This window comes from Pseudomonas sp. GLN_2 (genome assembly GCF_043106005.1).
In the GTDB taxonomy this organism is placed as follows: Bacteria; Pseudomonadota; Gammaproteobacteria; order Pseudomonadales; family Pseudomonadaceae; genus Aquipseudomonas; species Aquipseudomonas alloputida.
The window spans coordinates 85,215-103,956 of the sequence record NZ_JBICMC010000080.1; the positions used below are offsets into that span (position 1 = coordinate 85,215).

An 18,742-nucleotide genomic window follows, 5' to 3' on the forward strand; every position below is an offset into this window, starting at 1 on the left:
ACCGAGCCTTGACAGAAGCAGGGCTGAAACGTATGTTTCAAACACCTGTTTGTCTGACGGAGTAGTCGGAGTAGTCATGGCCCAATCGGAAACCGTTGAACGCATTCTCGATGCTGCCGAGCAGCTGTTCGCGGAAAGGGGGTTCGCCGAAACCTCGTTGCGGCTGATTACCAGCAAGGCCGGGGTCAACCTGGCGGCAGTCAACTATCATTTCGGCTCCAAGAAGGCGCTGATCCAGGCTGTTTTTTCCCGTTTCCTCGGCCCATTCTGCGCCAGTCTCGAGCGTGAGCTGGAGCGCCGCCAGGCCAAGCCGGAGCAAAAGCCCAGCCTTGAAGAACTGCTGGAAATGCTCGTGGAGCAGGCGCTGGCCGTGCAGCCGCGTAGCAACAACGACCTGTCGATCTTCATGCGCCTGCTGGGTCTGGCGTTCAGCCAGAGCCAGGGTCACCTGCGGCGCTATCTGGAAGACATGTACGGCAAGGTGTTCCGCCGCTACATGCTGCTGGTGAACGAGGCTGCGCCACGCATTCCGCCACTGGAACTGTTCTGGCGTGTGCACTTCATGCTGGGTGCCGCGGCCTTCAGCATGTCCGGTATCAAGGCCTTGCGGGCGATTGCCGAGACTGACTTCGGCATCAATACCTCGATCGAGCAGGTGATGCGCCTGATGGTGCCTTTCCTGGCGGCAGGCATGCGCGCTGACAGCGGTGTAACCGACGAGGCGATGGCCACTGCGCAGCTGCGTCCGCGAACCAAGACCAGTTCGGCTACAGCCAAGGCCTGAAGGCTGGGCGTGGCGGGGCGCTTCCGCTAAGCTAGCGCCCATGCCCTATCTCGATCTACTTCACATTTCCCTTGCTGACCAGCGCCTTTATGGCTTCGCCGGTGGCCAACAGCGCGTGTCTGCCGGTGTCTGCTGCCCCCCGGTGGGCTTCTCTCTGTCTTCAATGAAGGATTACCCATGACTGTCAGCCTGCAAGGCTCCCTGATGGTGGATATCGCCGGTAAATGGCTGACCGCCGAAGACCGTCAACTGCTTCGCCAGCCGGAAGTGGCTGGCCTGATCATCTTCGCCCGTAATATCGATAGCCCGCGCCAGGTGCGCGAACTGTGCGCGTCCATCCGCGCTATTCGCCCCGAACTGATCCTGGCAGTGGACCAGGAAGGTGGTCGCGTACAGCGTCTGCGCCAGGGCTTTGTGCGCCTGCCGGCCATGCGTGCGCTGGCCGATAACGACAATGCCGAGTACCTGGCTGAGCTGTGCGGCTGGCTGATGGCGACCGAGGTACTGGCGGTTGGCCTGGACCTCAGCTTTGCTCCGGTGCTCGACCTGGACCACCAGCGTAGCGCCGTGGTGGGCAGCCGCGCCTTCGAGGGTGACCCGCTGCGTGCAACGCGACTGGCCGGCGCGTTCATCCGTGGCATGAATGCGGCAGGTATGGCCGCGTGTGGCAAGCATTTCCCAGGGCATGGCTGGGCCGAAGCCGATTCGCATGTGGCCATCCCCACCGATGAGCGCAGCCTGGAACAACTGCGCCAGGCCGACCTGGTGCCGTTTACCCGCCTGAGCGGGCAACTGGCGGCAGTGATGCCGGCGCATGTCATCTACCCGCAGGTTGACAACCAGCCCGCTGGCTTCTCGCGGCGTTGGTTGCAGGACATCCTGCGTGGCGAGCTGGGCTTTGATGGGGTGATTTTCAGTGATGACCTGTCGATGGCTGGTGCGCATGTAGTTGGCGACGCGGCCAGCCGTATCGAGGCGGCGCTGAGCGCCGGTTGTGATATGGGCCTGGTGTGCAATGACCGGGCGGCGGCGGAGCTGGCGCTGAGTGCGGCGCAGCGCATGAAGGTCAAGCCATCGCCGCGGATTGCCCGGATGCGTGGGCAAGGGTTTGCGCGGACCGATTATCGCCAGCAGCCGCGCTGGCTGGAGGCGTTGGGGGCGTTGAGGGAAGCTCAGCTGGTCGATTGACTGCGCTGGCCTGTTCGCGCTCACAGGTACCGCATCTCTTACGACGACCTGTGCCCAACCACTGATGCGTGTGTGTGTAGGCGCGGGTTTACCCGCAAATACGGTGGCGGCGGCAACGCTGAACGGCGGGTGGTAATTGGCCAGCAGGCCCGGCCTCTTCGCGGGTAAACCCGCTCCTACAGCGGCCTGTGCCGAATCACCGATGCGTGTGTAGGCGCGGGCTTGCCCGCGAAGAGGCCCGCACAGGCTGTATCCGCTTTTGGTCTACCGCCCGCGCTTTCCAGGCAATGGCGCAAACAGGGCCTCGATTTCTTCATCGCCAAGCCGCCATTGCCCAGCCTGCCCGCCGTCCAGCAGGCTGGCCGCCAATGCAGCCTTTTCCTGCTGCAACAACTGGATCTTCTCTTCCACCGTACCCCGGGTAATCAGCTTGAACACGAACACCGGCTTGTCCTGGCCGATGCGGTAGGCACGGTCGGTAGCTTGGTTTTCGCTGGCCGGGTTCCACCAGGGGTCGAAGTGGATCACGGTGTCCGCCGCCGTCAGGTTCAAGCCTACGCCCCCTGCCTTGAGGCTGATCAGGAACACTTCGCTTTCACCTTGCTGGAACTGCTGCACTGGCGTGCGACGGTCACGGGTGTCACCGGTCAGCAAGCTGTAGCGGATTTTGCGCTTCTCGAGCTCCTGTTCGATCAGCGCCAGCATCGAGGTGAACTGTGAGAACAACAACACCCGGCGCCCTTCGCTGAGCAGTTCTTCGAGCATCTCCAGCAGCGCACCCAGCTTGCCCTTGTCGGCCTGGTTGCCTTTGCTTTCTACCCCCTTGACCAGGCGCAGGTCACAGCACACCTGGCGCAGCTTGAGCAACGCATCGAGGATCACGATCTGGCTGCGTGCGGCGCCATTGCGGGCGATTTCGTCGCGGACTTTCTGGTCCATGGCCACTCGCACGGCTTCGTACGTATCGCGCTGGGCATCACTGAGTTCGACCCAGTGCACCATCTCGGTCTTGGCCGGCAGTTCTGTGGCCACCTGCTCCTTGGTGCGGCGCAGCAGGAACGGCCGGATGCGGCTGGCCAGGTGGGCCATGCGCTCGCTGTCACCGTGGCGCTCGATCGGGTTGCGGTAATCCTGGTTGAAGCGCTTCAGGTCGCCCAGCCAGCCGGGCATCAGGAAGTGGAAGATCGACCACAGTTCGCCCAGGTTGTTTTCCATTGGCGTGCCGGTCAGGCACAGGCGCTGCCCGGCCTGTAGCTCGCAGACGGCGAGGGCAGCCTTGCTGCTGCTGCTCTTGATGTTTTGCGCCTCGTCCAGTATCAGCACGTGCCAGGCCAGGGGACGCAGCTGTTCCAGGTCGCGTGGCATCAACGCGTAAGTGGTCAGGACCAGATCGTACTCATGGAGTTTGGTGAAGTGCTTGCTGCGCCCCGGCCCATGCAGTGCCAGGACGCGCAGGTCGGGGGCGAAGCGCTGGGCTTCGTCCAGCCAGTTGGGTATGAGGCTGGTCGGCATGACTGCCAGGGCCGGTGCATTCAGGCGCCCGGACTGTTTCTCCAGCAGCAGATGGGCCAAGGCCTGCAGGGTCTTGCCCAGGCCCATGTCGTCGCCGAGGATACCGCCGGTACCCATCTCGCGCAGGGCCTGCAGCCAGTTCAAGCCTTGCTGCTGATAGGGGCGCAAGCTGGCCTGCAGCCCTGTGGGTGGTTCTACCTGCAGGTCCCGGGCATCGCGCAGGCGCCGGCCCAGATCGCGTACGTGCTCGCCACCTTCCCAGTGCAGGGGCAGGCCTTCGATTTCGTTCAGGCGCGCGGCGTCGGCGCGCTCCATGCGCAGGGAAGGGCCTGCCGTGTCCTCGTGCAGGTAGAGCTCGCCCAGGGTACCCATGACTGCCTTGATGCGGCCGTAGGGCAGGGCGACGCGCAAAGCCGGGGCATCGAGACGGCCGCGATTGAGGTCGATCAGCAGATGTTCGTCATCACTGCGCCGGGCCAGTTCGCTGGGGCGTAGCAGCTCCGGGCTGCTGCGCAGCAGGTGCAACACGATCGGCAGCAGGCTGTGGCGCTGGCCATCGACCACGATGCCGAGTTCCAGGTCGAACCATTCATGGCCAGGCGCTTCGTCGATGGTTGCATACCAGTCGTCCACCTCCTGCAGGTTGAAGGCGAAGTCGCGGTGAATATCGATGTCCCAGCCGGCTTCGCGCAGGCGCGGCAGGCCTTCGCGGGCAAAGCGCAGCCAGGCTTCGTCGTCAGGCAACTGGTGCATTTCGCCGGCGCTGTCGGGTAGGGCCTTGCTCTGCCGTGTGGCGGGTTTGAAGCCGAAATCGCGCAGCACCTTGCGCAGCGCCTGCTCGGCTTGAGTCTGGCGGCGAATGCGCTGGCTGGTGCTGCCTGCCAGGCGGGTCAGCGGCTTCTCGTCGGTGCCGCTGGCCTGCAAGCCGTCATAATCGAACGCCAATGCGGCGCGGTGTTGCATCTGCCGTTGCATGCGACCGGTTTTCGGCATGTAGGCGGTGTATTCAAGGCTGCCGAGAGCAAGAAGGGGCTTTGGCTGGATGTTATCGAGCAACTGCTCCTGCACTTGCGTCGGGGTCGGCACCTTGTGGCTGAGGGCATTGAGCTTGTGGCTCAGGGGTACGACCAGGTGTTCCGGCACATCGGGTGCGATAGTCAGCTGCACGGCGACGTGGGGATCCAGGCTGTGCTCGACCTTGCCCACTTCACGCGTCGGCAGGTCCAGGTAGTAAAGCGGCAGCAGCGGGATGACGCAGCGCAGCATCGCTTCGCCGCTGTACCACCGTCCCCGGTAATTTCCGTTGTCCAGGCGTACCCAGCGAAACTCGGCGTGGCGCACCGGGCCTTCATGAAGCAGGGGAAGGTCGGTATCGAAGAACATTCGGCCAGTTTCGAGTGCGCGCCGGAACAGCTCGCCACCTTCATGGCCCTTCAATTTGTAGCCCCGATCCTGGCCGCCGCCCTGATTCAGGGCCGAGAGCAGGCGCAGAATGCGGATGTCTTCGTCTGTTACGAAGCGCGGTGGCTCGTAGAGGAAATCGTAAAGGGACTGGACGCGGCTGAAGCGGATGCCGTCCTCCGTTCGCGTGCCCTTGCGCACGAGCAGGGCGCAGCCCGCATCGTCGGTGAGCTGCAGCTGATAGCACACCATGCGCCTGCGTTTGTCTTCGGTCGCGTCGGCTTTGGGTGGGGCCTGCTCCAGGCCGCTCAACCAGTGCTGCAGTTCGGCGGACAAGGTGCCCGGGTTGGCTTGCGTGTCCTTACGGCTGGAAAAGCGCTCGCTGACGCAGAAAAGTACAGCGGCGCAATGCTTGCAGTTTTGCCGTACCGGGCAATCGCAGTCACCGCGCACATGGCACCGGCCGCCCGCTACGTGCAACTTGATGTGTTGCCGGTAGTGGTTGTTGCCGCTCCCCTGGCAACTGGCCGTTATGGTTGGCCCATGAATGCCTTCCAGTTCGGCCCTGCCTTCCTCGGCATAGCGCTCACCGCGCTGCAGGGCAGCTTTGCTGAACGATTGAATCCAGTTCGGATAGGCGTTCACCATTTCGGCGGCATCGTCCTTCATGGGCTTACTGCTCCATCATCTCCGGGTCCATCACCGGCATTTTCGGCGTGCCTGGTGGGGTCACCTTCAGCAGCACCGCCAGGTGCCCGCCGTCGAGAAAGGTCAGCTGGCCGCCCTTGACGTTGCTGTTGCTCTGCCTGAACTGCTCGCTTTGCAGCACGCTGCCGTTGCCATCCAGCTGGTTGACCCAGAAGTTGGCCTCGACGGTGATGAAGCGGCCTTCAGCGATGCTCAGGTTGCCTTCGATCGGGAAGTGCCCGAACTGTTCGGTGCCTTCGCCCAGGGCGATGCGGCTGGGTGCGTTGCCCACCTGCTGTTGCCAGGCCTTGTGCATCAGCACGGTGTAGTCGGCGGTGGCTTCCAGGCGGGTGGCTTCATCTTCCAGTGCTGGGCGGCGCTCGGCGTCTTTCGCCAGGCGTGGGGCGCCAGCGCTCCAGTCTTCGAGGGCGAACGGGCTGGTGAAGGCGGGCACGCTGTTCTGCCGCACCAGAATCATTTCTACCTGATACAAGCCTTCGGCGAAGGCAGCTGGGGCGAACAGCGCCAGCAGCAGGGTCAGGCAACGGATGGCACGCATGAGTCTTCCTTAGGCAGGCTGTGGGGTCAGGCGCTCGAACAGCGCCTCCAGGGTATTGAAGCGTTCGTCGGGGCGTTCCATCGGTACCAGGAAGCGGAACTGGGTGGCGCCTTCGAACTTGTAACGTTTGGGCTGACCCTGGATCAGCTTGATCAGGGTCAGTGGGTCGACCGGGGTTTCGGCTTCGAACTCGAGCTTGCCACCGTTGGGCCCCGCATCGACTTTCTTGATGCCGAGCTTTTCCGCGTGCAGCTTTAGTGACGTCAGGCGCATCAGGTTCTTGGTCGGCTCTGGCAGCAAGCCGAAGCGGTCGATCATCTCGACCTGCAAGTCCTTGAGGCCCTCTTCGTCGGCAGCCGAGGCTATGCGTTTGTACAGGATCAGGCGCGCATGCACGTCAGGCAGGTAGTCCTCGGGGATCAGTGCCGGCAGGCGCAGGTTGATCTCCGGGCCGCCACCCAGGGGTTGCTCAAGGTTCGGCTGGGTACCTTTACGGATTGCCTTGACCGCACGTTCGAGCATTTCCATGTACAGGGTGAAGCCCACTGCCTGGATCTGCCCACTCTGGCCTTCGCCCAGCAGCTCGCCGGCACCGCGGATTTCCAGGTCGTTGGTGGCCAGCACAAAGCCTGCGCCAAGGTCTTGCGTGTTGGCGATCGCTTCCAGGCGCTTTTCGGCGTCGGCGCTCACCTTCTGACGGGTAGGTGTAAGCAGGTAGGCGTAGGCCTGGTGATGGCTACGGCCAACGCGGCCACGCAGCTGGTGCAGCTGGGCCAGGCCGAACTTGTCGGCGCGCTCGATGACGATGGTGTTGGCGCTGGGCACGTCGATACCGGTTTCGATAATGGTCGAGGCCACCAGCACGTTGAAACGCTTGTGGTAGAAATCGCTCATCACCTGTTCCAGCTCGCGTTCGCGCATTTGCCCGTGGCCGATGCCGATGCGTGCCTCGGGCACCAGCTCGGCAAGGTCGGCGGCGCATTTTTCGATGGTTTTCACATCGTTGTGCAGGTAGTACACCTGGCCACCGCGCAACAGTTCGCGCAGCAGCGCCTCCTTGACCGTGCTCTTGTTCTGTTCCATGACGAAGGTGCGCACAGACAGGCGGCGTGCTGGCGGCGTGGCGATGATTGACAGGTCGCGCATGCCCGCCACCGCCATGTTCAGCGTGCGCGGAATCGGCGTGGCGGTCAGGGTGAGGATATCGACCTCGCTGCGCAGCGCCTTCAGCTGTTCTTTCTGGCGCACGCCAAAGCGGTGCTCTTCATCGATGATGGCCAGGCCCAGGTCTTTGAAGCGCACGTCATCCTGCAGCAGCTTGTGGGTGCCGATGAGGATGTCGATCTTGCCTTCGGCAAGGTCCGCGGCGGCGGCGGCCACTTCCTTGGCCGATTTGAAGCGGCTCATCACTTCCACGGTCACGGGCCAGTCGGCAAAGCGGTCGCGGAAGCTGTTGTAATGCTGCTGGGCAAGCAGGGTGGTGGGCACCAGTACGGCCACCTGGCGGCCACTGTGCACGGCGATGAACGCCGCGCGCATGGCCACTTCGGTCTTGCCGAAGCCCACGTCGCCGCAGACCAGGCGGTCCATTGGCTTGGGTGCCAGCATGTCGGCGCGCACGGCCTCGATGGCGGCCTGCTGGTCCGGGGTTTCCTCGAACGGGAAGCCGGCGCTGAAGGTGGCGTAGTCGGCGGACGGGTCGGCAAACGCGTAGCCCTTGCGCGCGGCGCGGCGGGCATAGATGTCGAGCAGTTCGGCGGCCACGTCGCGGACCTGTTCGGCGGCCTTGCGCTTGGCTTTCTGCCAGGCCTCCGAACCCAGCCGGTGCAACGGCGCCAGGGCGTCGTCGCTGCCGGTGTAGCGGGCGATCAGGTGCAGGTTGGCCACCGGCACATACAGCTTGGCGTTCTCGGCGTATTCCAGCGTCAGGAATTCGGCGGCCTGGCCGTCGATTTCCAGGGTGGCCAGGCCCAGGTAGCGCCCGACGCCATGGTCGATGTGCACCACCGGCGCACCTTCGCGCAGCTCGGTGAGGTTCTTGATAACCGCGTCGTTGGCGGTTTCGCCGCGCTTGTCACGGCGCCTGCGCTGCATCACCCGCTGGCCGAACAGTGGGCTTTCGGCAATCAGGGCCAGCCCTGGATCGTCCAGCAGCAGGCCGTCGTCCAGCGGGGCGATGGTGATCGCCAGGCGCTCGGCACCGGTAATGAAATCGTCCCAGCCTTCGACGGTATGCGGGCGCAGCTTCAGCCGTTCGAGCAGCTCCAGCAGCACTTCCCGGCGGCCCGCTGATTCGGCGGTGAAGAGTACGCGGCCGGGGAACTGGTCGAGGAAGTTGGCCAGCTCGGCCAGCGGCTGGTTGGCCTTGGCCTCGATGGCCAGGTTGGGCAGGGCGCGCGCCGGGAAGCGCTCGCGGCCCACGCCAGGCTCGAGCGCTTCGCTGCTGACCACCACCCGCGGCCACTGCTTGAGCCGGGCGAAGCAATCTTCCACCGGCAGGAACAGCTCGGCCGGCGGCAACAGCGGCCGGCTGAGGTCGCCGCGGCGGTCTTCATAGCGCCCGCGCACGTCGTTCCAGAAGTGCTCGGCGGCCTGTTCCACACCGGGTAGCGAGAACACCTGGGTGTCGGTCGGCAGGTAGTCGAACAGGGTCGAGGTTTCTTCGAAGAACAGCGGCAGGTAGTACTCGATACCGGCGGGGATGATGCCGCTGGCCAGGTCCTGGAAGATTGCACTGCGGCGGAAGTCGACGTCGAAGCGCTCGCGAAAGCGTGCCTTGAAGCGGGTCACTTCTTCCTTCTGCATCGGGAATTCGCGTGCCGGCAGCAGGCGCACCGAATCCACCTTGTCGATCGAGCGCTGGGTCTCGGGGTCGAAGGTGCGCAGCGTTTCGATCTCGTTATCGAACAGGTCGATGCGATAGGGCAGTTTGCTGCCCATCGGGAACAGGTCGATCAGCGCGCCGCGCACGGCGAACTCGCCATGCTCGTAGACGGTGTCGACACAACGGTAGCCGCTGGCCTCCAGGCGCAGGCGCATCTGTTCCACGTCGATGGTCTGGCCCACATCCAGCACCAGGCTGCTGCCCAGCAGAAAACGCGTGGGTGCCAGGCGGTGCAGGGCGGTGGTGATCGGCACCACGAGGATGCCGTGGCTCAGCTCCGGCAGGCGGTACAGGCTGGCGATGCGCTGGGAGATGATGTCCTGGTGCGGCGAGAACAGGTCGTAGGGCAGGGTTTCCCAATCGGGGAACGGCAGCACTGGCAGGTCTGGGGCAAAGAAGCGCAGCTCCTGCTCCAGACGGTCGGCGGCCTGGCTGTCGGCCGTCAGCAGCAGGGTGAAGCGGCCAGCGCTGCTGGCGGCTTCGGCGATGGCAAGGCTGAGGGCGGCACCGGGCAGGTTGCCCCAGGTTTGTTTGCCGGCCGTGGCCGACATTTGCGGTAGGCGCAGAACTGACACGGGAGATTGCACTCCAAGCGTTGCGGCAAAGAGACCGATTGTACCGGTGACGGTGCCGGCTGTCAGGCTCGAAAGGGCATGAACGCTGGCTTGCGTCACTGCGTCAGGCACTCATTGCCGGTTCCGCGTTGGGGCGTCATAATGTAGCCCCTTTTTTCTGTCCCTACATGTGGAAGGTTCCCGTGACTCAGAAGCCCGACCAGTGTCTTGGTGAGTGGATTGATCGTGAAGCCCTGGCTGAAGCGATGATCCCGCTTATCGGTCAGCTCTACCGCAATAACAATGTGGTGAGCTCGATTTATGGCCGCAGCCTGATCAACCGTTCGGTTATCTCGATCCTCAAGGCGCACCGCTTTGCGCGCCACCGCCAAACCGACGAAACCGAACTGTCCGTCCACGAGACATTCCCCCTGCTCAAGGCCATGAGCGAGCTGAAACTGGGCGCCGCATCGGTCGACCTGGGCAAGCTGGCCAACAAGTTCAAGCAGGAAGGCAATGGCCGCACTGCCGAGCAGTTCGTCCGTGAAGAGCTGGCCGACGTGGTCGGTCAGCAGAACGCTTCGGCGCGCAAAGGCACCGACGTTGTCCTGTACGGCTTCGGTCGCATCGGCCGCCTGCTGGCGCGCATCCTGATCGAGAAGACCGGTGGTGGTGACGGCCTGCGTCTGCGTGCCATCGTCGTGCGCAAAGGCGCCGAAAACGACCTGGTCAAGCGTGCCAGCCTGCTGCGCCGTGACTCGGTGCACGGCCCGTTCGATGGCACTATCACCATCGACGAAGCCAACAACACCATCACCGCCAATGGCAACCTGATCCAGGTTATCTACGCCAAGAGCCCGAGCGAAGTCGACTACACCCAGTACGGCATCGACAATGCGCTCATCGTCGATAACACCGGCGTATGGCGTGACGCCGACGGCCTGGGCCAGCACCTGGCCTGCCCGGGTGCTGCCCGCGTGATCCTCACCGCACCTGGCAAGGGCGCGCTGAAGAACATCGTGCACGGTATCAACCACGGTGATATCACTGCCGATGACAAGATCATCTCGGCGGCCTCCTGCACCACCAACGCGATCGTGCCGGTGCTCAAAGCCATCAACGACCAGTACGGCATCGTCAACGGCCACGTCGAAACCGTTCACTCGTTCACCAACGACCAGAACCTGATCGACAACTTCCACAAGGGCAGCCGCCGGGGCCGTGCCGCGCCGCTGAACATGGTAATCACCGAAACCGGCGCCGCCACCGCTGCTGCCAAGGCACTGCCAGTGCTGAAGGGCAAGCTGACCGGCAACGCGATTCGTGTTCCGACGCCGAACGTTTCGATGGCCATCCTGAACCTGAACCTGGAAAAGGCCACCACCCGCGACGAGATCAACGAGTACCTGCGCCAGACCGCCATGCACTCGGAGCTGCACAAGCAGATCGACTACGTGGCTTCGCAGGAAGTGGTTTCGACCGACTTCGTGGGCTCGCGCCACGCCGGTGTGGTTGACGCAGAGGCGACCATCGCCAACGATAACCGCGTTGTTCTGTACGTCTGGTACGACAACGAATTCGGTTATAGCTGCCAGGTGGTTCGTGTGATGGAAGACATGGCCGGTGTGAACCCGCCAGCGTTTCCACGCTGATTCGCTTGTAAGGCAATGAAAAAACGGGAACCTTCGGGTTCCCGTTTTTTTATTCTGAATGTGTGTTGTGAGTGCCGGCCCTTTCGCGGGTAAACCCGCGCCTACAGGATTATCGCTGCCCCTGTAGGCGGGGTTTACCCGCGAAAGGGCCAGCACCGGCAACCGAGAAACCCTACTGTGCGCACAGCCCTACTGTTCATTCTGCTGCTACTCACCGCCTGCAACCAGGGCCCCACCCTGGAGCGCCTGGGTGGCCCGACCATGGGCAGCAGCTACAGCATCCAGTACGTCCGCGAGCCTGGTGGCCCGGAGCCGGCCCAGGTGCAGAGGGCGGTGGAAACCATTCTGCACGACATCGACTACCACTACTCGACTTACCGCGGCGATTCCATCGTAAGCCAGTTCAACCGCTTGCCTGCCGGCCAGTGCCTGGCCCTGCCGCCTGACATGCTCGCGTTGGTCAGCCTGGGCCAGCACCTTGCCGAGCAGAGCGATGGCGCCTTCGACCTCACGGTAGAGCCATTGCTCGACTTGTGGGGCTTCGGCCCTCAGGCCCGTCACCAGCAGGTGCCCGAACCACAGGCACTGGCCCAGGTACGCCGGCGCGTGGGTTACCAGCACTTGCGCGTCACAGGTCGAGCCCTGTGCAAGGATGCCCCGGTGCAGCTCGACTTCAACAGCATCGTCGCCGGTCATGCTGTCGACTTGATCGCTGCGCGCCTGCAGGCCATGGGTATCAGTAGTTTTGTCGCCGAGGCCACTGGCGAGCTGAAGGCGGTTGGCCGCAAGCCTGACGGCAGCCCTTGGCGTATTGCCCTGGAACTGCCCCGCGAAGACCGTCAGGTCGCCCGCCAGATCATCCCGGTCAATAGCCTTTCAGTATCAACCTCGGGTGACTATCGGCACTATTTCGAGCAGAATGGCCGGCGCTATTCGCACACCTTCGATGCCCGCCTCGGGCGCCCGGTCGAACATGACCTGGCTGCCGTTACGGTGCTGGACACCTCAGCACTGCTGGCCGATGGCTATTCGACGCTGCTGCTCATCCTGGGTCCACAGCAAGGCTGGGATTTTGCCGTGGCGCATGACTTGGCTGCGGTTTTGGTGACTCGAGCAGAGGGAGGCTTCGTCTCCCGAGCTACGCCCGCGTTCGAACGGGCAGTGAAAGGCCAGTGAAAGCACAAGCAGGGATGATTGCCGCCAGGGAATGGGTGAAGCATATGTAGTGCGGGCAAAATTGGCCTACGACGCGACCAAGGGTTAATGTGCGCGGCGTTCAGGGTTGATTAGACTGCACCCGAATTTTCTCATGGCGCCCCGGCGGCATGATCGTGCCCCGCGAGCGACCGTGGCTTGCGGGCCAGTTCTGAAGGAGTACGCATGGCTGTCTACAACTACGACGTAGTGGTGCTGGGTTCCGGCCCGGCCGGTGAAGGCGCGGCAATGAACGCCGCCAAAGCAGGGCGCAAGGTGGCGATGGTCGATGACCGTCGCCAGGTCGGTGGCAACTGCACCCACTTGGGTACCATTCCGTCCAAGGCACTGCGTCACTCGGTGCGGCAGATCATGCAGTTCAACACCAACCCGATGTTTCGTGCCATCGGCGAGCCGCGCTGGTTCTCCTTCCCGGACGTGCTGAAAAGCGCCGAGAAGGTCATCGCCAAGCAGGTGGCATCGCGCACCGGCTACTATGCCCGTAACCGCGTCGACGTGTTCGTCGGCACCGGCAGCTTTGCCGACGAGCAAACCGTGGAAGTGGTGTGCCCGAACGGCGTGGTCGAGAAGCTCAACGCCAAGCACATCATCATCGCGACCGGCTCGCGCCCCTACCGCCCGGCCGACATCGACTTCCACCACCCGCGCGTGTACGACAGCGACACCATCCTCAGCCTCAGCCATACCCCGCGCAAGCTGATCGTGTACGGTGCCGGCGTGATCGGTTGCGAATACGCTTCGATCTTCAGTGGCCTGGGCGTATTGGTCGAGCTGGTCGACAACCGTGGCCAGCTGCTGAGCTTCCTCGACTCGGAAATTTCCCAGGCGCTGAGCTACCACTTCAGCAACAACAACATCACCGTGCGCCACAACGAAGAGTACGAGCGTGTCGAAGGCCTGGACAACGGGGTGATCCTGCACCTCAAGTCGGGCAAGAAGATCAAGGCCGACGCGTTGCTGTGGTGCAACGGCCGTACCGGCAACACCGACAAGCTGGGCCTGGAAAATATCGGCATCAAGGTGAACAGCCGCGGTCAGATCGAGGTCGACGAGGCCTACCGCACCACCGTGCCGAACATCTACGGTGCCGGCGACGTGATCGGCTGGCCAAGCCTGGCCAGTGCCGCTCATGACCAGGGCCGGTCGGCCGCTGGCAGCATTGTCGATAACGGCAGCTGGCGCTTCGTCAACGACGTGCCGACGGGTATCTACACCATTCCCGAGATCAGCTCGATCGGCAAGAACGAGCAGGAGCTGACCCAGGCCAAGGTGCCGTACGAAGTGGGCAAGGCCTTCTTCAAGAGCATGGCGCGTGCGCAGATCGCCGGCGAGCCGCAGGGCATGCTGAAGATCCTGTTCCACCGCGAAACCCTGGAAATCCTCGGCGTGCATTGCTTCGGCTACCAGGCTTCGGAGATCGTCCACATTGGCCAGGCGATCATGAACCAGCCGGGTGAGCAGAACAACCTGAAGTACTTCGTCAACACCACGTTCAACTACCCGACCATGGCCGAAGCCTATCGGGTAGCTGCCTATGACGGCCTGAACCGGCTTTTTTGAGCGGCTCCGACCGGTGGCCTGAGCCGGTCGGAGAGACCGATTTCAACCCTACCCGAGGGTGGTCTTGGCCAAACCGGGAAAGTCTGTAATCAGGCTGTCCACACCAAAGTCAGCAAGCCGGCGCATCAGTGCCGGCTCGTTGACCGTCCACACCGACACATGCAAACCCTGGCCCTGTGCTTTGAGCAGGCGCTCGGGGGTGCACAGCGTCCAGTTCAATGCCAGCAGTTCACAGCCGTAGTTCTGTGCCACCTTCAGCGGGTCGAGCCAGGCGTATTCGGCCACCAGCCCGCGCTTCACGTCTGGCACCAGTTCCAGGGCGGCGCCCAGTACTTCGCGTGAACTGGAGGTGATGGTCACCTTGTCCAGCAGGCCATATTGCTGGGCCAGTTCACGGATCGCCAGGACGGTGGTGGCCGCGCGGGTGCGCGAGGCGCTTTTCACCTCCAGTTGCCAGTGTTCGAACGGGCATTTTTCGAACAGCTCTTCCAGTTTCGGGATCGGGCAGGGCTGCACATGGCCCGGGCCGCCTTTGCGGGCATCGATCTTGACCAGTTCGGCGGCCGGGTGCTCGACCACTTTGCCGCGCCGGCCCGTGGTGCGCTTGAGGGTGGGGTCGTGGATGACCATCAGTTCGTTGTCGGATGACAAGTGCAGGTCCAGCTCGCAGCGGGTCACGCCATGGGACAGGCATTGCTGAAAGCTCTTCAGGGTGTTCTCGGGTGCTTCGCCCTTGGCGCCGCGATGGCCGTAGATCAGGGTCACGTTCGTTCCTTCAAATCAGGGAGAAATTGGCTCAGGAGGCGGGGTCGTTCAGTTCCAGCTGCTGGCGCCGTTGCTGTTGCTGGCGCTGCAGGATGTAACGCGCCAGCAGTTGTCGTTGGGCATCGGTCATGTCGATGAACTCGGTGCCGACCTCGAAGCCGCCCTCCGGGCGAGGGTCGCAATGGGTGATCTTGCCGCGCAGCAGCAGGCCATGGGCGCGCGGCATCAGCACCATTTTCACTTTCACCCGGGTACCGGGGGCAATCTGTGTGGCTTGGGCGGATTCGATGCCGCCTTCGGAAATGACCACCGGCAGCGGCTCGCCGACCTCGCCAAGCAGGGTTTGTGCAACCACCGCGCTGAGCAAGTCGAGGCGCTTGTTCTGTGCCCGCAGGAACGCGGCGAGGGTGCGGTCCTTGTCGCTTAGCTGGCGCAACAGGTGTTGCGACTCGAAGTCGGACAGGTGCAGCTCGCTGAGCAGGTTGAACAACGGCGAATCATCTTGCAACACATCTGGTTCAAGGGCTTCGGCCGCGCTAAGGGGGCTTATTTGAAGTGCGATCCGATCTTCGATGCGGTAGTATTCGCGGCGATCTTCTTCGTCTAATGTCGTCATGGCGAACCCAAGGTAGCGGCGGTGGTCCGAGTGTAAAGCCGCCGTAGGCGCCTCGCCACAAGGACGTTCCCTTTCATCCGAACAAGCCCCGACATGTTCAGACCTCTTTTCGCATTCATCGGTACGCGTTATACCCGTGCCAAACGTCGCAATCACTTCGTCTCGTTCATTTCCCTGACCTCGATGATCGGCCTCGCCCTGGGCGTGGTGGTAATGATCGTGGTGCTGTCGGTGATGAACGGTTTCGACCACGAGATGCGCACCCGCGTGTTGGGGATGATTCCCCATGCCACGCTGGAGAGCGGCCAGCCCATTGCCGACTGGCAGGCCCTTGCCCAACAAGTAAAGCAGAATCCGCAGGTGGTGGCGGTTGCACCGTTCACCCAGATGCAGGGCCTGCTGACCCATGATGGCAAGGTGCAGAAGGTGCTGCTCAACGGCATCGACCCTGCTCGCGAGCGCGAGGTGTCGATCATCGACAACTTCGTCCTGCAAGGCCGCCTGGACCAGTTGGCGCCGGGCGAGTGGGGCATCATGATCGGCGACAAGGCGGCGGCCAAGCTGGGCGTTGCCATCGGCGACAAGCTCACCTTCGTCGCCCCCGAGGTCAGCGTGACCCCCGCCGGCATGTTCCCGCGCATGAAGCGCTTCACCGTGGTCGGCACCTTCCACGTTGGCGCGGGGGAGATCGACGGCTACCTGGGCCTGACCAACATCAGCGACCTGTCCCGCCTGCACCGCTGGAAGCCCGACCAGGTCCAGGGCCTGCGCCTGAAGTTCGACGACCTGTTCCAGGCGCCGCGCGTAGCCTGGAGCATCGCCCAGCAGCTGGGCGAACAGGAGTTCTATAGCCGTGACTGGACCCGTACCCACGGCAACCTGTACCAGGCGATCCGTATGGAAAAGGCCATGATCGGCCTGCTGTTGCTGCTGATCGTGGCGGTGGCGGCTTTCAACATCATTTCCACCCTGGTGATGGTGGTCAACGACAAGCGCGGCGACATCGCCATCCTGCGCACCCTGGGCGCCACGCCCGCGCAGATCATGCTCATCTTCATGGTCCAGGGCACGGTGATCGGGGTGATCGGTACCCTGATCGGCGCCGTCGTCGGGATCTTCGCGGCCCTGAACGTGAGCGCGGCGATCGCCGGCATCGAGACACTGATCGGTCACAAGTTCCTCAACGCCGACGTGTACTTCATCGATTACCTGCCGTCGCAGATCCTGGCCCAGGACGTGTACATGGTCTGCGGTGCGGCACTGGTCCTGAGTTTCTTCGCCACCCTGTATCCGGCCTGGCGTGCGGCCCGCACCCAGCCTGCAGAGGCGCTACGTTATGAGTGAGTCGCGCATGAGTGATAAAGCCGTTCTGAGTTGCCGCAACCTGGGCAAGTCCTACGACGAGGGCCCGGAGTCGGTGCAGGTGCTGTCCGGGCTCAACCTGGAACTGCAGGCCGGTGAGCGGGTGGCCATCGTTGGCAGTTCCGGCTCGGGCAAGAGTACCTTGCTCAACCTGCTGGGCGGCCTCGACCGGCCGACCCAGGGTAGCGTGTGGCTGGCTGGCGAAGAGCTGTCGGCACTGGGCGAGCGTGCCCGTGGCCTGCTACGCAACCGTGAGTTGGGCTTTGTCTACCAGTTCCACCACCTGCTGCCGGAATTCACCGCCATCGAGAACGTGTGCATGCCGCTGCTGATCGGCCGAACGCCCATCCCCGAGGCCCGGGAGCGTGCCGAGGCGCTGCTCAAGCGGGTAGGCCTGGGCCACCGCTTGAACCACAAGCCGGCCGAGCTTTCCGGCGGCGAGCGCCAGCGTGTGGCGATTGCCCGGGCGCTGGTCAACCGCCCCGGCCTGGTGATGCTCGACGAGCCGACCGGTAACCTCGACCACCATACCGCCCAAGGCATCCAGGAGCTGATGCAGGAGCTGTCCAGCGCTTCGCGCACGGCATTCCTGGTGGTCACCCACGACCTCAACCTGGCGCGGCAGATGGACCGTGTGCTGAAGCTCGACGATGGCCACCTGGTGGCCATCTGATCGACTGCCGGGGTGGCAGGTGCTGCCCCGTTTTCCTGTTTCCACTGGGTGATTTCGTACATGTTCAGACCCTTGCCCATCTTTATCGGCGCGCGCTACACCCGAGCCAAGCGTCGCAACCACTTCATCTCGTTCATCTCGATGACTTCGATGATCGGCCTGTCGCTGGGCGTGCTGGCGATGATCGTGGTGCTGTCGGTGATGAACGGCTTCCAGCGCGAAATGAGCTCGCGCATTCTCGGCCTGGTGCCGCATGCCGCCATCCTGGGCGTGCAGCCGCTGGACGATTGGCACAAGGTGGCCGACGCCGCCATGAAGAATCCGGCGGTGATGGCTGTGGCGCCGATTACCGAGATGGAAGGCATGCTGTCGTACAAGGGCGCCATGCAGCCGATCCAGGTGGGTGGTATCGACCCGGCCGAGGAGGGCAAGGTTTCCATCGTTGGCCAGCACATCGTCCAGGGCCGCCTGCAGGGCTTGCAGCCCGGTGAGTTCGGTGTGGTCATCGGCGAGCTGACCGCACGCCGCTTCCGCCTGAACACCGGCGACAAGCTGACCTTGATCGTGCCGGAAATCAGCAAGGAACCGGGTGGCATCACCCCGCGCATGCAGCGCCTCACCGTGGTCGGCATCTTCAAGGTCGGCGCCGAGCTGGATGGGTCGCAGGCTTATATCCATGTTGCTGATGCAGCCGAGATGCAGCGCTGGGCGCCAGGCCAGGTGCAAGGTGTGCGGCTGAAGCTGCACGACCTGTATGCCGCTCCGCAGGTGGCCAAGGCGATTGCTGCCGGGCTTGGGGACGACTACCGGGCCGATGACTGGTCGCATACCCAGGGCAGCCTGTTCAGCGCCATGAAAATGGAAAAGACCATGATCGGCCTGTTGCTGATGATGATCATCGCGGTCGCGGCGTTCAATATAATCGCCACCCTGGTGATGGTGGTGAACGACAAGGGGCCGGACATTGCCATCCTGCGTACGTTGGGCGCCACGCCGGCGCAGATCATGGGCACGTTCATGGTCCAGGGCAGCCTGATCGGCATTGTCGGCACGCTGATTGGTGGCGTACTGGGCGTGGTTGCGGCGTTCAATGTCAGCCAGATCGTCGGCTGGCTGGAGCGGGTGAGCGGGCAGCACATCTTTACGTCGGATGTGTACTTCGTCAGCAGCTTGCCGTCGCAGTTGCAGTGGGGGGATGTGGCGATCATCTGCACCGCCGGCCTGGTGATGAGTTTCCTGGCGACCCTTTACCCGGCCTACCGGGCGTCGCAGGTGCAGCCGGCGATTGGCCTGGCGGTTTGATGTTTGCCTGAGATCCTGGGGGCGTAAA

At 63.4% G+C, this 18,742-nt stretch carries 13 protein-coding genes; 8 read left to right on the top strand and 5 right to left on the bottom strand.

From position 1 onward, the window contains the following. Positions 1-76 precede the first annotated feature (76 nt). Complete coding sequence (locus ACF8Q6_RS19145; RefSeq protein ID WP_003248784.1) at positions 77-784, top strand: TetR/AcrR family transcriptional regulator; 708 nt, start codon at positions 77-79, stop codon at positions 782-784. A gap of 189 nt (positions 785-973) precedes the next feature. After that, positions 974-1,972 carry a beta-N-acetylhexosaminidase gene (gene nagZ / locus ACF8Q6_RS19150; protein WP_392490551.1) on the top strand — a complete coding sequence of 333 codons (999 nt, stop codon included), beginning with the start codon at positions 974-976 and terminating at the stop codon, positions 1,970-1,972. 264 nt (positions 1,973-2,236) lie between these two features. Here the strand turns inward: nagZ and ACF8Q6_RS19155 are convergent, their stop codons facing one another. The 3 genes from ACF8Q6_RS19155 to mfd are packed head-to-tail and all read right to left on the bottom strand — an operon-like array spanning position 2,237 to position 9,590. After that, complete coding sequence (locus ACF8Q6_RS19155; protein ID WP_392492349.1) at positions 2,237-5,554, bottom strand: SNF2-related protein; 3,318 nt, start codon at positions 5,552-5,554, stop codon at positions 2,237-2,239. Positions 5,555-5,558: 4 nt separating this feature from the next. Beyond that, positions 5,559-6,131 (bottom strand): CsiV family protein, encoded by a 573-nt coding sequence (locus ACF8Q6_RS19160; protein WP_392492347.1) that lies wholly within the window; start codon positions 6,129-6,131, stop codon positions 5,559-5,561. Between the two features lie 9 nt (positions 6,132-6,140). Next, a complete protein-coding gene (gene mfd, locus ACF8Q6_RS19165) occupies positions 6,141-9,590 on the bottom strand; it encodes a transcription-repair coupling factor (RefSeq protein ID WP_012053155.1) in 3,450 nt (1,149 codons plus the stop codon). A 167-nt stretch (positions 9,591-9,757) separates the two neighbouring features. On the opposite strand from mfd, the gene ACF8Q6_RS19170 reads away from it, so the two are divergent. The 3 genes from ACF8Q6_RS19170 (at position 9,758) to sthA (ending at position 13,996) form a co-directional block, all read left to right on the top strand. After that, entirely contained in the window at positions 9,758-11,221 is a 1,464-nt protein-coding gene (locus ACF8Q6_RS19170) for a glyceraldehyde-3-phosphate dehydrogenase (protein ID WP_010953137.1), read from the top strand. Between the two features lie 177 nt (positions 11,222-11,398). Next, positions 11,399-12,397, top strand: a complete 999-nt coding sequence (locus tag ACF8Q6_RS19175) for an FAD:protein FMN transferase (RefSeq protein WP_392493789.1) — start codon at positions 11,399-11,401, stop codon at positions 12,395-12,397. A 204-nt stretch (positions 12,398-12,601) separates the two neighbouring features. Next, positions 12,602-13,996, top strand: coding sequence for a Si-specific NAD(P)(+) transhydrogenase (gene sthA, locus ACF8Q6_RS19180; protein ID WP_010953139.1), 1,395 nt, complete (start codon positions 12,602-12,604; stop codon positions 13,994-13,996). A gap of 48 nt (positions 13,997-14,044) precedes the next feature. Here the strand turns inward: sthA and ACF8Q6_RS19185 are convergent, their stop codons facing one another. Continuing rightward, positions 14,045-14,761 (bottom strand): glycerophosphodiester phosphodiesterase family protein, encoded by a 717-nt coding sequence (locus ACF8Q6_RS19185; RefSeq protein WP_003248799.1) that lies wholly within the window; start codon positions 14,759-14,761, stop codon positions 14,045-14,047. Between the two features lie 31 nt (positions 14,762-14,792). Beyond that, positions 14,793-15,377 carry a PilZ domain-containing protein gene (locus ACF8Q6_RS19190; protein ID WP_003248801.1) on the bottom strand — a complete coding sequence of 195 codons (585 nt, stop codon included), beginning with the start codon at positions 15,375-15,377 and terminating at the stop codon, positions 14,793-14,795. A 93-nt stretch (positions 15,378-15,470) separates the two neighbouring features. On the opposite strand from ACF8Q6_RS19190, the gene ACF8Q6_RS19195 reads away from it, so the two are divergent. The 3 genes from ACF8Q6_RS19195 to ACF8Q6_RS19205 are packed head-to-tail and all read left to right on the top strand — an operon-like array spanning position 15,471 to position 18,714. Next, positions 15,471-16,721, top strand: a complete 1,251-nt coding sequence (locus ACF8Q6_RS19195; protein ID WP_392493788.1) for a lipoprotein-releasing ABC transporter permease subunit — start codon at positions 15,471-15,473, stop codon at positions 16,719-16,721. Between the two features lie 7 nt (positions 16,722-16,728). Next, entirely contained in the window at positions 16,729-17,412 is a 684-nt protein-coding gene (gene lolD / locus ACF8Q6_RS19200) for a lipoprotein-releasing ABC transporter ATP-binding protein LolD (RefSeq protein WP_014753922.1), read from the top strand. 60 nt (positions 17,413-17,472) lie between these two features. Then, entirely contained in the window at positions 17,473-18,714 is a 1,242-nt protein-coding gene (locus tag ACF8Q6_RS19205; RefSeq protein ID WP_392493787.1) for a lipoprotein-releasing ABC transporter permease subunit, read from the top strand. Positions 18,715-18,742 lie beyond the last annotated feature (28 nt).

Coding starts and splice junctions, on each gene's coding strand:
- lolD (WP_014753922.1), top strand. CDS start 16,729: ATGAGTGATAAAGCCGTTCTGAGTTGCCGCAACCTGGGCAAGTCCTAC.
- ACF8Q6_RS19190 (WP_003248801.1), bottom strand. CDS start 15,377: ATGACGACATTAGACGAAGAAGATCGCCGCGAATACTACCGCATCGAA.
- sthA (WP_010953139.1), top strand. CDS start 12,602: ATGGCTGTCTACAACTACGACGTAGTGGTGCTGGGTTCCGGCCCGGCC.
- ACF8Q6_RS19155 (WP_392492349.1), bottom strand. CDS start 5,554: ATGAAGGACGATGCCGCCGAAATGGTGAACGCCTATCCGAACTGGATT.
- ACF8Q6_RS19170 (WP_010953137.1), top strand. CDS start 9,758: ATGTGGAAGGTTCCCGTGACTCAGAAGCCCGACCAGTGTCTTGGTGAG.
- ACF8Q6_RS19160 (WP_392492347.1), bottom strand. CDS start 6,131: ATGCGTGCCATCCGTTGCCTGACCCTGCTGCTGGCGCTGTTCGCCCCA.
- ACF8Q6_RS19145 (WP_003248784.1), top strand. CDS start 77: ATGGCCCAATCGGAAACCGTTGAACGCATTCTCGATGCTGCCGAGCAG.
- ACF8Q6_RS19205 (WP_392493787.1), top strand. CDS start 17,473: ATGTTCAGACCCTTGCCCATCTTTATCGGCGCGCGCTACACCCGAGCC.
- ACF8Q6_RS19195 (WP_392493788.1), top strand. CDS start 15,471: ATGTTCAGACCTCTTTTCGCATTCATCGGTACGCGTTATACCCGTGCC.